General features: G+C 50.8%; 10 protein-coding genes and 2 pseudogenes. 7 read left to right on the top strand and 5 right to left on the bottom strand.

All coding sequences use genetic code 11. The features are described from left to right. Positions 1-152 precede the first annotated feature (152 nt). Entirely contained in the window at positions 153-1,886 is a 1,734-nt protein-coding gene (locus tag EKK48_11115) for a hypothetical protein (protein RTL42531.1), read from the top strand. 5 nt (positions 1,887-1,891) lie between these two features. Here EKK48_11115 and uvrA read toward each other — a convergent pair whose 3' ends face one another. Next, a complete protein-coding gene (gene uvrA / locus EKK48_11110; GenBank protein ID RTL42530.1) occupies positions 1,892-4,441 on the bottom strand; it encodes an excinuclease ABC subunit A in 2,550 nt (849 codons plus the stop codon). Positions 4,442-4,543: 102 nt separating this feature from the next. Here uvrA and EKK48_11105 point away from each other — a divergent pair, with 102 nt between their 5' ends. After that, complete coding sequence (locus EKK48_11105) at positions 4,544-5,335, top strand: DUF1275 domain-containing protein (protein ID RTL42529.1); 792 nt, start codon at positions 4,544-4,546, stop codon at positions 5,333-5,335. A 10-nt stretch (positions 5,336-5,345) separates the two neighbouring features. Here EKK48_11105 and EKK48_11100 read toward each other — a convergent pair whose 3' ends face one another. Further along, complete coding sequence (locus EKK48_11100) at positions 5,346-6,470, bottom strand: recombinase RecF (protein RTL42528.1); 1,125 nt, start codon at positions 6,468-6,470, stop codon at positions 5,346-5,348. Positions 6,471-6,490: 20 nt separating this feature from the next. Here EKK48_11100 and EKK48_11095 point away from each other — a divergent pair. Continuing rightward, a pseudogene (locus EKK48_11095) lies at positions 6,491-6,622 on the top strand (peptidoglycan-binding protein). Between the two features lie 14 nt (positions 6,623-6,636). Here the strand turns inward: EKK48_11095 and EKK48_11090 are convergent. Both EKK48_11090 and EKK48_11085 read right to left on the bottom strand, forming a co-directional pair. Further along, a pseudogene (locus EKK48_11090) lies at positions 6,637-7,722 on the bottom strand (recombinase RecF). 73 nt (positions 7,723-7,795) lie between these two features. Further along, entirely contained in the window at positions 7,796-8,509 is a 714-nt protein-coding gene (locus tag EKK48_11085; GenBank protein ID RTL42527.1) for a hypothetical protein, read from the bottom strand. A gap of 68 nt (positions 8,510-8,577) precedes the next feature. Here EKK48_11085 and EKK48_11080 point away from each other — a divergent pair, with 68 nt between their 5' ends. Further along, entirely contained in the window at positions 8,578-9,639 is a 1,062-nt protein-coding gene (locus tag EKK48_11080) for a DUF4034 domain-containing protein (GenBank protein ID RTL42526.1), read from the top strand. 72 nt (positions 9,640-9,711) lie between these two features. Here the strand turns inward: EKK48_11080 and EKK48_11075 are convergent, their stop codons facing one another. Then, on the bottom strand, positions 9,712-10,587 hold the full coding sequence (locus EKK48_11075) for a hypothetical protein (GenBank protein ID RTL42525.1): 876 nt from the start codon (positions 10,585-10,587) through the stop codon (positions 9,712-9,714). A 164-nt stretch (positions 10,588-10,751) separates the two neighbouring features. Between EKK48_11075 and EKK48_11070 the strand changes: the two genes are divergently transcribed. The 3 genes from EKK48_11070 (at position 10,752) to EKK48_11060 (ending at position 14,881) form a co-directional block, all read left to right on the top strand. Beyond that, positions 10,752-12,932, top strand: a complete 2,181-nt coding sequence (locus EKK48_11070) for a glycine--tRNA ligase subunit beta (GenBank protein ID RTL42524.1) — start codon at positions 10,752-10,754, stop codon at positions 12,930-12,932. A gap of 7 nt (positions 12,933-12,939) precedes the next feature. Further along, positions 12,940-14,514 (top strand): hypothetical protein, encoded by a 1,575-nt coding sequence (locus EKK48_11065; GenBank protein RTL42523.1) that lies wholly within the window; start codon positions 12,940-12,942, stop codon positions 14,512-14,514. Between the two features lie 94 nt (positions 14,515-14,608). Then, positions 14,609-14,881, top strand: a complete 273-nt coding sequence (locus EKK48_11060; GenBank protein RTL42522.1) for a twin-arginine translocase TatA/TatE family subunit — start codon at positions 14,609-14,611, stop codon at positions 14,879-14,881. Positions 14,882-14,952: the final 71 nt, after the last annotated feature.

The raw sequence follows: 14,952 nt of genomic DNA, 5'->3' as shown, positions 1-14,952 counted from the left end.
CGCCAACAAATGGTGGCGGAGCATCAAACCACCGCCACGACCGTGGCGTTGCAAATAACGACGACTGAGTTCGCACGGAGGTACTGACCCGATTGCAACAAGGCAAAAGGTCAAATTCACACACACACTAGCTCACTCAACTCGGAGGAAAAATGAATCACGTAGCCAAAGTTAGGCAAACAAATTATCGAAACAATGCCGGCGGCGTATTTGTCATCATCGTGGCATGCTGCTGCCTGGTCATTGTGCCGCTGATTATCATCGCCAGTCAGTTTGGGATGTATACCGTTGATAAATATCGCGTACAAAATGTAGTCGACGCCGCCGGCTTACTGGCGGCGAACGACATGGCGAGGATAGTTATCAATGATCCTAACTTTGGTTACGTGGCTCTGAGCAATTACGCTCCAATTGGAAAAGGAACGATCGCTGACGATGGAGAACCGCTTCCGGTCCTGGGAATCAACACACTGATCGGTACAATCAGGCAAAACACAATCCTCGCGCACGATCTAGGAAACCCGACGATGGCTGCACTGGCAGAAAGGGATCGACTCGCAGCAGAGCAGACAATCGACACCTTGAACAACACACTCAGCCAGGCACTCAGCGGCAATCAGAAGCAACAGGTGCTGGACATGCAGGGAGCCCGGGTCGATCCGCTCCAGGACGTGACTAAATATCTGAAAGCAAACTTACCGGTCAACGTTGAACTGGAATCGATCAAGTTGAGCAACGGTTGGTTGCGGGAAGGAGGCCGAACCACAATCCCTGTGACGCAGCCTCTGCAACTGTCCGAAGTGAAACCTGAAAACACGCAGCAAGGGTTCATCAAGCCCTTCATCAAGCTGCCCGCAGCAGGGAAACCATTCACATTCGCCGGATTGGGCGACACATCGACAATTGTTCTGGCTAAAGAGTTTCAGCCACGAGATAAGGAGCATATCTGCTCAATTGTCAAAATTGAAACAGTGCTGAAAGTACATAGACCAGAAACGCCCTATGCCGGAACAATTCTCTCTAAGATGCCCATTGCCGCTTGTTGCCAACCTTACTCGCTTCCCGATGTGGGTGCAGGAGGGGTGATGACACTCCGCTTCACGAGCGGTCCGGTGGCTGGTCTGACATCATGGAGCGACTTTCTGAGCGACACTAATTTCCGCGACAGGCAACTGCTGCGTTACGATGTCACTGGCGGTGACTACCAGCGAGACCTGTCGGCACGGAAACGGAGACTGCAAAATGATTACGAAAATACAACCGCCCACGAGTTCTCAGAGAACCTCTATTATTGGCTGAGAAGCGGTCATCTAACACCGCGCATTGACTCCGTCAGAACGATGTTGAACGAACAATTTCAGTCTGGATCAAATCAGGTTTACGCTTACGAATTCACGCGCGAAGGCACCATCTCACGCAGGATCATCGATAAAGATCCTTTTCCACCTGGTGTCACAAGCGATGCGCAGTTCTCGACTATTGCTGATACGAGGATTCAGGAAGACAGAACACCGATCGTAATTTTCCGAAATAACGTCAAACGACTTGGCACCATTAACGGTGGTAAGCACGCAGGGCAGCCGCTTGCCGGAAATCCGATTAATTGGTGCGAATTGCAGGAATACGGCGGCGGCGAACAACTTGCTGCCAGGCTGGGCAGAGGAAGAGTTGGCACCGGTCTGGTAATGACTGACCCGAACTACATCGCCTCGGCTAACGTTCCAAATCCGGTCACCGATCTGTTCCGCAACCTCACAGGTCAGGCGACTCAACAACCACGAAAAAGTTTTTACAGCGGCGGGCTAGCCCTCGATATCGAAATCGGGGGCTGTCGCCCGTCTACAGCGATGCTTGATCTGGAGCGGCAGAAAAAAATGAAGCGTTAAACGATTCACTCAGAACGTAAGAAGCGGTCAAGGTAAGCTGCCGTGCGGCTCTCAGACACCTGAGCAACCACTCTCGGTGGACCGGCGGCGACGACATTGCCACCTTCATCCCCGGCACCGGGTCCAATATCGATCACCCAATCACTGCCACCAACAACGCGCATCTCATGCTCAACTACAATAACGGTATTGCCTGAATCCACAAGACCTTCCAGCTGTTTCATCAGACGCTCTACGTCAGCAGGATGCAAGCCGGTTGTCGGTTCGTCCAGAACGTACAAAGTATCACCACGGTGCACGCGCTGCAATTCAGTCGCCAACTTAATGCGCTGCGCTTCACCGCCTGATAGTTCGGTTGCTGGTTGCCCCAGACGAAGATACCCCAGACCCACTTCGCGCAACACACCGAAAGAACGCTTCAGCGCCGGTTCATCCTCGAAAAACTCATACGCAGCATCGACAGTCATCTCCAACACTTCCGCTATATTCTTATTGCGAAATTTGATGTCCAGCGTCTTAGCGTTGTAGCGAGCTCCGTGGCAAGTAGGGCAAGGTGCGTAGACACTTGGCAGAAATAGCAGCTCGACCATTACGAACCCTTCGCCTTCGCAGTGCTCGCAACGTCCCTTCGCCACGTTGAAGGAAAAGCGACCAGCATCATACTTTCTCGCCCGTGCAGCTTTGGTATCAGCGAACAATTTACGAACGTGATCGAACAAACCAGTGTAAGTTGCCAGATTTGAGCGAGGCGTTCTCCCAATCGATTTCTGATCGACAACCACCAGTCGCTTGACACCACTCATACCGCCGGCTATCTTGCCGCCCGTTGGCGCCACAGCTGCACGCTCCAGCTCTTCTCCTTCATCCTCAGCAGTTGAAATCTGTTGCCCCAGCTCTCCGGCCACCAGTTCAACAAGTGCCTGACTGACCAGACTGGATTTTCCAGAACCTGAAACACCGGTGACAGTGGTGAATGAACCCAGCGGAAAATCAACATCGAGCTTATTCAAATTGTTGCGAGTAATTCCTGCAAGTTTGAGCCATCCCTTAGGCTGACGAGGTTGTTTTCCATTCAAGTTGTGCTCAGACGCGAATAAGTAGTTTCGCGTTTGCGACTTCTCAACATTTGCCAGTCCGTCGCTTGGACCGCTATAGAGAATCTCGCCCCCATGCTGGCCGGCAGCCGGACCAACATCTACTATCCAATCAGCCCGGCGGATCACATCAAGATCGTGCTCAACCACAAACAACGAATTGCCCGACGCTTTAAGCTGATCGAGCGCCGACAGTAGCGCCTCGGTGTCAGCAGGGTGCAAACCGGCGGAAGGCTCATCAAGCACGTATACGACTCCAAATAAGTTCGAACGTACCTGTGTCGCTAAACGCAAGCGTTGAAGCTCACCGGGAGAAAGGGTCGGTGTGCTTCGATCCAGTGCCAGATAGCCTAATCCCAGTTCGAGCAGAACGTTAATACGAGCAATCAGATCTTCAGCAATTCGACGTGAAACTATCGCCTTTTCTGGAGAATCTTTTTCCAGTTTCTTCAGAGCAGGAGCAGTTCCATCGGCGTAAGGCAGCAGAATGGAAACAAAATTCTTAAGCGGAAGTTTCGACATATCAGCAATATCGAAGCCTGCAAACTTAACCGACAGAGACTCTTTGCGAAGTCGCTTACCATGGCAATCGGGGCAATCAGTACTGATCATATATTTCATGACGCGCTTTTTCATCGCCGGGCTTTGTGTATTGGCGAAGTTATAGAAGATGTGTCGTTTTGCACTCGAGAAATTGCCGTAATAACTCGGTTCCATCTTTTTCTTTAAGGCTTTCTTCACCTCATCCGGATCAAAACCCGCATAAACAGGGACGTTCGGCGTCTCGTCAGTAAACAGGATCCAGTCACGATCCTTCTTGGGCAAATCCTTCCATGGAATGTCGACGTTGTAACCAAGCGTGGTGAGAATGTCACGCAGATTTTGCCCGTGCCAGGCCGGCGGCCAGGCGGCAATTGCTCGTTCGCGAATGGTCAAATTTGGATCAGGCACCATCGACTCTTCCGTTACATCATAGATACGACCAAGTCCATGACACTTGGGGCAAGCGCCTTGTGGAGTATTTGTCGAGAATGATTCTGCGTCGAGATGAGGTTGATCGGGCGGATATGTACCGGCACGCGAATACAACATGCGCAGCAAATTCGACAGCGTTGTCACACTGCCGACAGACGAGCGAGTAGTCGGAGAACCACGCTGCTGCTGCAAAGCCACCGCAGGAGGCAGTCCGTCGATCGATTGAACCTCAGGCACGCTCATCTGATGGAACAATCGTCGAGCATAGGGAGAAACAGACTCGAGATATCTACGCTGAGCCTCAGCGTAGAGTGTACCGAACGCCAGCGATGACTTACCGGATCCTGACACACCAGTAAAAACAACCAGTGCATCGCGCGGAATATCGAGGTCGACGTTCTTCAGATTGTTTTCGCGCGCGCCGCGGACGTGCACAAATCCAGTTGATTCTTTTGAAATCGAATTTTTCTGAGTTGCTTTGTTCATCGGGATTCACGGGACTCCACCGGCAGTTAGCTCAAGCAGCTAAGGCCGCTTGCTAATTGTCATTAAGGCGGACAATTTAGCCGAACGCGACTAAACAATAGCATGATACCTTGGAGCCTTCGTCTGTTCAGGACCAGGATCGAGGAATCAATGACAACTGCAAACCGCGAGATACCATCTGCCGATGCACCTTCAGTACGCGTTCTGCTCTTTCTGCTAAGTCTCGTCGCCGGAACCACAGACGTCATCGGTTATCTCGGTCTGGATGGCTTGTTTACGGCCCACATCACTGGCAACCTGGTCTTGATTTGCACCCATCTTGCCTCTCATGAACCGATACATCTATCACAGGTTCTCTCGATACCATTTTTCGCCATCGTTGTATGCGGCACACGCGTACTCGCCGGTCGCCTGATCTTGAAACATGCAGGACCACTGGGACTGCTGCTCTTGCTTCAATTGTTGTGCATAGCCGGATTCCACATTCTTTGCTTGATGTCGGGCGAGCACCCGCAACAAGGTCAGCTCGTAACAGTTTTTGCAGGAATGCTGGGTGTTTCAGCAATGGCGGTGCAAAATGCTATGGCACAAATAGCAATACAAAATGCTCCTTCGACAGCCATTATGACGACCAATGTGACACGCTTCTCGGTCGACGTGGGAACGCTTATCCTCAATGCAGATGCGCATGAAGTCCATGAAGCCCGATTGCGTGGGGGACGAACACTGCCTGTAATCATAGGGTTCTCGCTGGGCTGTTTCGTTGGCGCCGTTTGCGAACAAGCCTTTGGATTGAGAGCGCTTGCACTGCCCACGGTGCTGGCTACTATCGTATTGGTGCTGGGATTAGGTATTGAATGGGAATTGAAACACGGCAATAAACAAAAGAACTGAGTCTGCACGTTCAGCTTGTTTCAACATCGTCATTTTCTCTGTAACCACCTAGTCCTGCGCCTTTCAGCCTCGTCTCGCCCTGCACATTCTGCAGTTCCAGAGCGTCATACCCGGCCAATTCTAAGATTGCATCAGCAAGTTCTGTGGAATGCGTCGTCAACCAAATCTGAGTATCGGCAGAAGCTCGCACAATCAGCTGCGCCAGGGGTTGGAACAACTGCGGATGAAGGCTTGCCTCCGGTTCGTTCAAAGCCAGAAGTGTAGGCGCTCGCAAACTAAGCAACGCCGTCACAAGACATATGTACTGCAAAGTGCCGTCAGAGAATTCCTGGGCATCGAACGGACGTCCAAATTCTTTGCTCATCATACTCAACACTCTTCGCGCACCATTGGTGGTGACGAAAACTTTTGAGCCGGGAAAGGCTCCCTCAAGAGCCTCGGTTAGCGACTCCACATCTCCACACTCGCGGATTGTCTCAAAAGCTGCTGCGATATCCTTGCCGTCGTGACCTAATACGGGAGTCATTACACCAATCTGACTCTTCCTCAGCGGTGACTCAGCATCTGTACGGAAATGATGATAAAAACGCCAGTTCAGCATCTCTTCACGTAAAGCGAACAGTTCAGGAAATTTGACCGGATCACGCAGGGCAGAAAGAACAGACTCGTTATCCAGAACTTTCATCGTATATTCAAGCTTGTTACCGGCAGCATCCCGTGCTTCGATAAAAGACTTTCGTCGCTTGATCAACGAATGTTTATGACCATCTTTCAAAAGGAAAATATCTTCCTTCTTAATTTCAGGGTCAAGCTTGAATATCTCCGGCTTGCCGACTTCACCAGCCGGGCCGCAAACCATCGTGTACTCGTACTTATCCGACCTCATCGACAAGCTCAAAGCATTGATATCGTGCTTACCTTTTTTGCCGGCCCACACCACTGAACTCATGCCGCCTTCTTCGGCCAACGCCTGCGCGAGCTCACCACGAGCCGCACAATGCAGTAAATACATCGACCTGTACAGGTTGCTCTTACCGCAGCCATTCGGACCAACGATGACATTGACAGGGCGCAGCTTGAGCCACAGGTCTCTAATTGACCGATATCCCGAAACCTTAAAATCAATAAGCGACAATTATTTCTGCTCCCTAATAATCATCATCGTCATCGTCGTCGTCATCATCTTGCTCCTGCATCAGCTCAGGCTGTTCATCTTCTTCAGGTTCATCCGGATCAAGGAAATCTCCATCAGGCTCGCTTTCCACAGGCTCATCTTCGTCTCGATCGATCAGACCGCTGCCTCTGATTCTTGTCGCACCATTTCTCTTTTCCAGCTCAATTGGCTCGTTTCCGCCATGCATGGCGATAAATTTGGCCAGTTCATAACTGTGAGTCGTAATCCAGATCTGGGATCTTCGAGAGGCTAGCACGATCAGCTTCGCCAGTGCTTCGCTCAAGTCAGGATGAATACTCGTTTCAGGTTCGTTCAAAGCGAGCAATGCTGGAGGGCGAGGCGAAAGCAGAGCCGCAACAAGACAGAGATACTGCAAGGTGCCGTCCGAAATTTCCAGACCATCAAATGATCTGTTGAAGCCTGGCATGTGCAGCCTCAAGGCAAACTCACCAGCATTGGACTCTATATGCAGCCTGGAACCGGGAAATGCATCATCGACTGCCCGCTCCAGAGCCGATGCATCGCCGATCGCCTCTATCGTCGCCAGCGCCGCAGCTACATCCAAACCATCATCTGAAAGAACAGTCGTCATCACTCCAACCTGAGGCAGACGCAAGGGAGAAGCGATATCAGTGCGGAAATGATGATAAAAGCGCCAGCTCAAAAATTCCTGTCGCAGCGCAGACAACTCGGGAAATTTCTGTGGCTCTCGCAGCCCAGACAACACTGATTCATTGCCGTGCACCGAAAGCGGATATTGCACTCGCCGGCCATCCATGTTGCGCGCAGTGATTCCACCCTTTACGCGCTTGACCAGACTGACCGGCGGTTTATCTTTAGAGAGATATTTCACCTCTTCGACTTTAATATCCGGATCGTTCGAAAAACAGGCAAGCTCCGGGGGACGTTCGCTAATTGGCACTCGCCCACACTCGAGCGAATAACTCATGCCTTTCAACGTCACTTCCAGGAGAAGACGAGGTTTCTCGTGCTTGTGGTGCCGCCCCGCCCATAGCACTGATGCCATGCCGCCTTCATTGGCGAGAATGGAAGCGAAACGGCCGGTGGCAGCGGCGGAAATAAGCATCATGGAACGATATAGATTGCTTTTTCCGCATCCATTTGGTCCAACCAAAACGTTGATTCGCTTCAGCCTGAGCCGTACATCGCGAACGGAACGATAGCCTTTAACGTGCAATTCACGAACCGGCAAAATTCAACCTCGCCAGTCGTTCGACATCAAAGTACAGACAGAAATTTCTGTCGTTAGCGCCGTGTAAGTCAGTCTAACCAAGTGCCACCAGGGATGATGCGGGTGATTTGAGCTTGATTGTTTTTAGAACACGCTCAATCAGTGGATCAGAGTGATCTAGATTGTATCCCTCGACATAAATTCGCCTGAGAACCTTTTCAAGCACTGACTTCTGCAACTCAGGTGGTCCAAAAGGAACCCAGAGCAGTTCCCCCTCGAGTGGTGGCTCGCCTGGAACATAGCTTGGAAACAGGTAATCTATTTCAACTGGAATCAATCCGAGTTTCATGAAAAATGATTTGCGCTTGGTGCGAATCAACATGTCCTTCACATCGACTCCCTTCTCTTTAGTCGATTCGATCTCACTGAAGATACCGAGATAATCGGGATATTCTGTGCTGAGCAATTCACCTAACTTGCGGCGATGAATCGAACCGATACCAAGACCGCGCATTTGATGGGCTACGGCTGTATAGCAAGCGAGCAACAAGTTTGGCTCTGAACTCTCGTCGCCCCCAAAAACTTCAGTAAGCGTCATGCATAAAATTTCTTCTTGTGAATCTCGAGTCTCGTCCAACTCCATGACGCCATCTTTCAGCTGGCGCTGCACATCATCAAGTTGTTGCCGCTGCGAAGGTGGAAAAGCCTCTTCGTAGAGATCGATCCATTCAGTATTTTCAAAAGTGCCATCCTTGCAGACATGCAATTTGATGGTTCCCTTCGGTGTGTCTAATGTTGCCAGTGGCATGCAAACTCCTAGCGCCAGGTAATGACATAATATTGTAGTGCGAAGCGCACGAATCACAAGGGAATTGAGTGAAAAGGCATTTCGGATTAACTTTCAGCCTCCTGTCGACTTTGTTATGCACGCAAGTCATTGCAGGCGCGGCAGGTGAGATTTCAGGCATGAAAGGAGTGTCGACACTGGGTTGGACGGTACATCACGGCGACCCGGACGAAGAGAAAGTCGAGAAATCACTCAGCAAGACTGTGCCGGCTTTGATGGAAAAACACCAGTACGCGGCTCTCGATAGCCTGGCTGAGTCACTCAGATCAAAAAAACAATATGCACGGGGTCGCACGGCGATCAGCATCTTCTACGAACAGCTAGACTTACCCGAATCAGCGACAGAAGAAGACTGGAACACCAGACTGAAAGACTTAAATCAGTGGTGGACTCAGTATCCTGATTCCAAGACTGCACCAGCGGCGCTTGTAGACTACTGGGCCGCGTATGCGTGGCGCGCCCGAGGTTCAGGATACGCCGACACCGTCTCGGCTGATGGCTGGAAGGTCTTTTCAGAACGGCTTACGCAAGGTGCTCAAGTGTTTGAGAAAGCCAAAGCACAAAAAAGTGTCTGTCCTAAGCTCTACTCATTTGCCCAGAGAATCGCTCTCGGGCAAGGTTGGGACCGCGCTCAATACGACAAGCTCGTCAACGAGGCCGTAAAAAAATTTCCCGGTCGCTGTGACTACTACTTTCATCAAGTCTATTATTTGCAGCCGCGATGGCACGGCGGCGAAACGGAATGGGCCGACTATGCAGGCAAACTGGCGGACCGAGTTGGTGGCGCCGATGGTGACAAGCTCTATGCAAGACTAGCCTGGAGCATACTCAGTTACGGCTTATACGACAACATTATGACTGAGTTTCCCAACTTAAAATGGTCGAGAATAGACAAAGGATTTCAGGCGATTTTAGCGGAGTATCCAGATAGCATAAGCACTCAGAACATTCGCTTGCGATTTGCGATCCTCGCTAATCAAAAGGCCCTTGCTAAGCAACTTCTCACCAAACTAGGAAAAAACATCGACATTCAGACCTGGCAGAAAAAGGTGTATTTCTTCAAAACCAGAGCAGCCCTACTTTCTAAATAGTAAGTAGGGCTGTTACGCAGAGCTGTTACGCAGAGTTCTTACGCAGAGCGGTTACCCAGGCGAATCTACAAGTTACCAGACGTTGTCATCGTCCTGCTGCTCTTTTACTTTGTTGCCCCGCTCTACCTGCCCGTCACGAATCAATGGGTCGGAATAGAGATGTAAACAGCTTTCACTCTCTTCAGAACCTCCACCGTAAGCATCATCGGTAACTTTGATCGCCGCAATGAATAATTTATCCGCCTCAGCAGTCTTTCCCAGACCGGTCAATGCCCGCGCCTTCCTCACCATCACAGATGCTTGACTGTAGGGTGAAGCGTTGTTCCGTCTAGCGCCTTCCTCCGCCTCATTTATATACTTCAAGGCTCTGGAATAATCTTTGTTGTCGCTCAAGAACGTGGCAATCTGTTCTTGTGCGCGACGCTGCCGTTGAACGTCATTGGCGTCGTTGGTATATCCCATATCGTGTGCGGCTTGAATTTGCTGCTTTTGAGCCTTCAACGCAATCTCGGGGTCAGGAGGTTTACCGTCACCAGTGAGATAAAAGTGGTGGTCGATGTCGGCAGACGCGATCATCGCGTCTGCTTGAATGGTGCGCACATCCCCGCTTGCATCCTTTACATTGCACAACTCAACGCAACGGTCGTAAGCCTTTTTGGCTTCCCGATAATTCCACTTCTCGAAACGAAACCACTCAGCATAATTAAATGCCGTGCGCGCAATCACTTCAGCAGGCAACTTATTGTTGATCGCCTTCTCCAGCCGAGTTCGATAATACTCGCCCCGTTCATCTTTTCCAGCCTTTTCGGGTGGCTCCAGGCTGCCCAGCACCAGAGATGTATGGAACCTGGGCCAGACGACAGCCCAGACTATGCTAAACAACGTTCCACCGATCATGGCAACCACCAGGAGCACAATCATCAGCTTGGGATTTCGATTAATTTGCATAACCTGGAGACCGTACGCGCCGAAATAGACACTGATTCAAACTTTTAACCAGTATACTCTCTCAATCTCTTGACCACTTGCTGTAAAGAAAGTTCGGCAAATGCCAGGAATCGCGCCGCTCCTCGTATAATTGAGGGTCCTATCGTTTCTGGATTACCGTTGCAATGCCAAATTATCTACTTGAAATTGGAACTGAAGAACTGCCGGCCGGATTCATTCCCGAAGCCGAAGCTCGACTCGAACAATTAATGACGGACGGGCTGAAGAGCAAGAACCTCACATTCCAGTCCATGCAGACAATGAGCACCCCTCGTCGTCTGACAATTATTGTGAATGACATTGCAAACAAGCAGGCCACAACGACATCGAAGGTGAAGGGTCCTCCGGTAGATAAGTGCTTTGACGGGAGCGGCACACCGACACCAGCCGCGACTGGTTTCGCAGGAAGAAACAATTTAAGCGTCGAGCAACTTGAGAGAGAAGACTACGGCGGTATCACATACGTAATCGCCAACGTTACGACTGAAGGCAAATCGGCAGCCGAAGTACTGGCAGAAATCGTACCGAAGATGATTACACAACTCTCCGGCGAACGCTTGATGCGCTGGGGCGCTTACGAGACCAAGTTTTCGCGCCCGATTCGCTGGTTGGTTTCTCTTTTAGACGACGAAGTAGTTGAGTTCCAGTTAGAAAGTTTGACGGCAGGGCGCCACTCTATGGGTCACCGCATTCTTTCGCCGGGAACCGTTGAGCTGAACAATCCATCCGAATACGTCGCTAAATTGAAAGACAAAAAGGTCCTGGTTGAGCCTTCTGCGCGTCAGGCAGTAATCGAAAAGCAAGTCAAGGAACTGGCAGAGAAAGTCAACGGAAAAGCCAAGCAGCTGAGCGGCTCTTTGCTCGAAGAAGTGGTGCATATCACTGAATGGCCCCGCGCGGTGCTGGGTGATTTCGCCAGAGAATATCTGGATTTGCCGGACACATTGATCGAGACAATCATGGTGCACCACCAGCGATACTTCCCGGTAGAGAAAGTTCAAACCGAATCGAACGGCAACAAAAATTCAGTTTTGAAAAAATCACTGCTTCCTCACTTCATCACTATCGCCAACAACGATCTCGATGAAGCACAGGCAGAGATAAAGCAAGGCAACGAACGCGTTTTAAAAGCACGACTGGCTGATGGACGGTTCTTCTACTTTGACGATCAGAAGACCAAGCTGTCAGAGCACAGGCTTGCCCTCTCGAACCTGACTTTTCAGGAAGGTCTTGGCAGTTACACCTCTAAGATTGAACGGCTGGTCGCACTGGCAGATCTGCTGATCAAAGATGTACACCTTGAACCAAAGCATGCAGAGCCACTCTTCAAAGCTCTGGAACTATGCAAACTTGACCTGGTCACAAACCTCGTGCGCGAGCTACCCGAGCTGCAAGGCTATGTAGGGGCATGGTACGCCGAGCAGGAAGGTCAGCCACCAGAAGTGGTGCATGCGATCGCATCGCATTATGCACCGCGCTCAACAGACGATTCAATCCCGACTGATACAGTCGGACAACTGGCATCAGTGCTGGACAAGACGGATAACCTGGTCGGGCTGTTCGCGCTGGGCAAGCGTCCAAGCGGATCGAGCGACCCTTATGCATTGCGCAGGCAAGCTCAAGGCATAATCGATGTTCTTGTCGATGGATTGAAAGAGATACCAGTAAACCTGAGCGCATTGATTGCCGCTCAAGTGAAGTGGTTCGAACAACATACGACTCTGAAAAATTCTAAGCGCGGATATGACGCAAACAAAATCACCGCCGAGCTGCACGAGTTTCTGCTGCAGAGACTGCGCGGCAAACTGCAAGATATGGGTTTTGCAAGAGAAGTAATCGAATCTGTGCTGGCCGCCCGCGACCCGCTCTGGAATCTGCCCAACGTCGTAGTGCGGTGTCGTGCCACAGAGACACTGCTAAAGACAGAAGCTGGTCTCGACGTTGCGCGCGCCGGATTGCGCGTCAGAAAAATTCTCGGTGACAAAGTATGCGAATCTGACTTTAATGACGCGCTGCTTTCACTCGATGCAGAGAAAGTTCTGAGCGCCGCCTATGACACATTCGACACAAATTTCATGAAGCCTCGAATGAAAGAGCACAAGACGTTCCACACCGAGCAAGACTATGCTCTGCTGGAAAACGAACTGAGTAAATTCTCAAAACCAGTGCACGCATTTTTCGACGGTGTTATGGTGAATGATAAAGACGAGAAGATTCGCGACAACAGGCATGCCCTTTTGCGCAAACTTGATGTTCATTACAAACTAATCGCAGATTTCTCCAAGCTTCAAGCACTCATTCCTTAAAAGACACATGCTCAAAAAATCCGTGCTGACGATTCTTTCAGTTGTGATGGCAGTCACGACTCTATTTGGAACGCTTCCACAGCCAGCTCAGGCTGCGGGCGACTTCCCAGAGGCAACCTTGAAGGTACCAAAACTCGTACCTGAAGAATCTGTGAGTACCTATGTGCCATCACAGGCGGCGCCGGGCGCCGGCATTGCGGTCAATATGATCTACCCGGAAAAACCGCGTTATAAGGATGGTGCGCCTGTAGCGGTCATCGCCCCTGGTGGCTACGGCGCTGACGGGCTGACTTTCACGATGCACGCGGCACAAGTTGGTTTCGTTGAAGTGCGCATGGCTTTTCCAGGTGGCGGCAAGCCAAATTTCCAGTCAGGCGGCATTTATGACTATCGTGGACCCGAGTCCCAAACTGCATTGAAGGATGTAATACTCTTCGCTGCCGGTAAGATTGCCGACACGAAAGGACATTACATTGGTGAATTGTTGCCGGTAAAAGTAGCAACAACAAACGTTGGTCTGGTCGGCTGGTCTAACGGCGGAAACATAGTAATGGTCACGCTGGCCAAGTTTTCACAAGAATTAAGCTCTCTGATCAACTGGATAGTTTTTTACGAGTGCCCGATCGGACCGCTGTTCTTTCCTCCTAACTTAGGGGGAACCAAAGATCTGCTCACCAACAAACACTATAGGGAGGGCAGTGCCGCCACCGGCAGTTGCACAGTCGACTGGAAAAAGCTGCAGTGGGATGGTGCCGTGACACGCAATCAAGGCGAACACAAGAAACTTGGCGAACCGGAGATACCTGGTGTCTTGTACTTCGATGAAAACAAAAATGGTGTCTGGGACGAATCAGCAGAATTCGCACTCTCATACGCAATTGACGTCGGTCTGGAGAAACAGATTTATCCGCCTGAAGTTTGCAGCGCGCTGCAGACCATGAAGCTGTTCGACCGCTGGGTGCAAGATGTTCCCGACCCGAAAGAGCGACTCGCAGAACACCAGCACGCACCGCCTCCACCCAAAAAGCCGGTCAAAGGTGCTGCACCAGAACCAGCGCCCAAACCAAAAATCAAACACGTCATCAACTGGCCTAAGCGCATGGCCACACTGCGTGAAAGTGAAGCCTTCTACAGCGAGCGAGATGGCTCAGGATATTACGCAAAAATCGCCAAAGACTACCCATACCTGATGATTACAGTGCTGGGCACGCACATCGACCACCTGCAGAAGCAGCCTGACCACCCGCACATTGCCATGCAATACAACGCCTGGCTGGCTCATAAAGTGCGTTGGATTCGTCTGAATCCCGAAAGCTGCTATCCAGGTCAAATAACGACGATGAACAGCGAAAATTTCACAAACAACAAGCCTAATGCGTCAATCGATGCCTCAACCATCGCCAACTACCTGGAAGGCGAAGGCACAACCAAAGATTACGTGCTGGTTGACGCCGCAATTGCCGAACTGGCTGACAGGCGCCGAGCCAAAAACCTGAGCTTTCCCTTGATGATGCCGCTAACTATCTATTACAACAGCGCGAATCCTCCTCCAGCACCACCGGTGCCGAAAAAAGAGCAATAACAGCGCCTCTTGCCAACACCATGAACAATATTGAAACCCTGACCAGTACTTATTGTGTTAGGATTGTCAGTGTGTACACGTAGAGGCAAGGAATATGCTCGGCAGTCCAGTAGACATCGCCATCATCGGAGTCGTCGTTCTCGTGGTCTTCGGACCGAAAAAAGTTCCTGAGCTCGGAAAGGCTTTAGGCCAGGGCATTGGTAACTTCAAAAAGGCACTATCTGATGTGTCGGATGATGTGAAAGCAGGAATAAACGAAGCAGAAAAGAAAGACGTGCAGCCCGCGCCGACTGCGCAAGCCGCCACTCCAGCACCTGCCACCCAGGCACAAGCTCCGGCAGCGGACGAAAAAGCCGTTTCTTCGTAGCGTCACAAAGACTTTTCAAAGTTTCTTCATAGCCGTTCGTAAAAGTCTCGCCTTTGATGTGTAGACTGACA

It is taken from the genome of Candidatus Melainabacteria bacterium (assembly GCA_003963305.1).
Classification (GTDB): Bacteria; Cyanobacteriota; Vampirovibrionia; order Obscuribacterales; family Obscuribacteraceae; genus PALSA-1081.
Note: the sequence above shows the minus strand (reverse complement) of the source record. Positions and strands in the feature narration are given on the sequence as shown.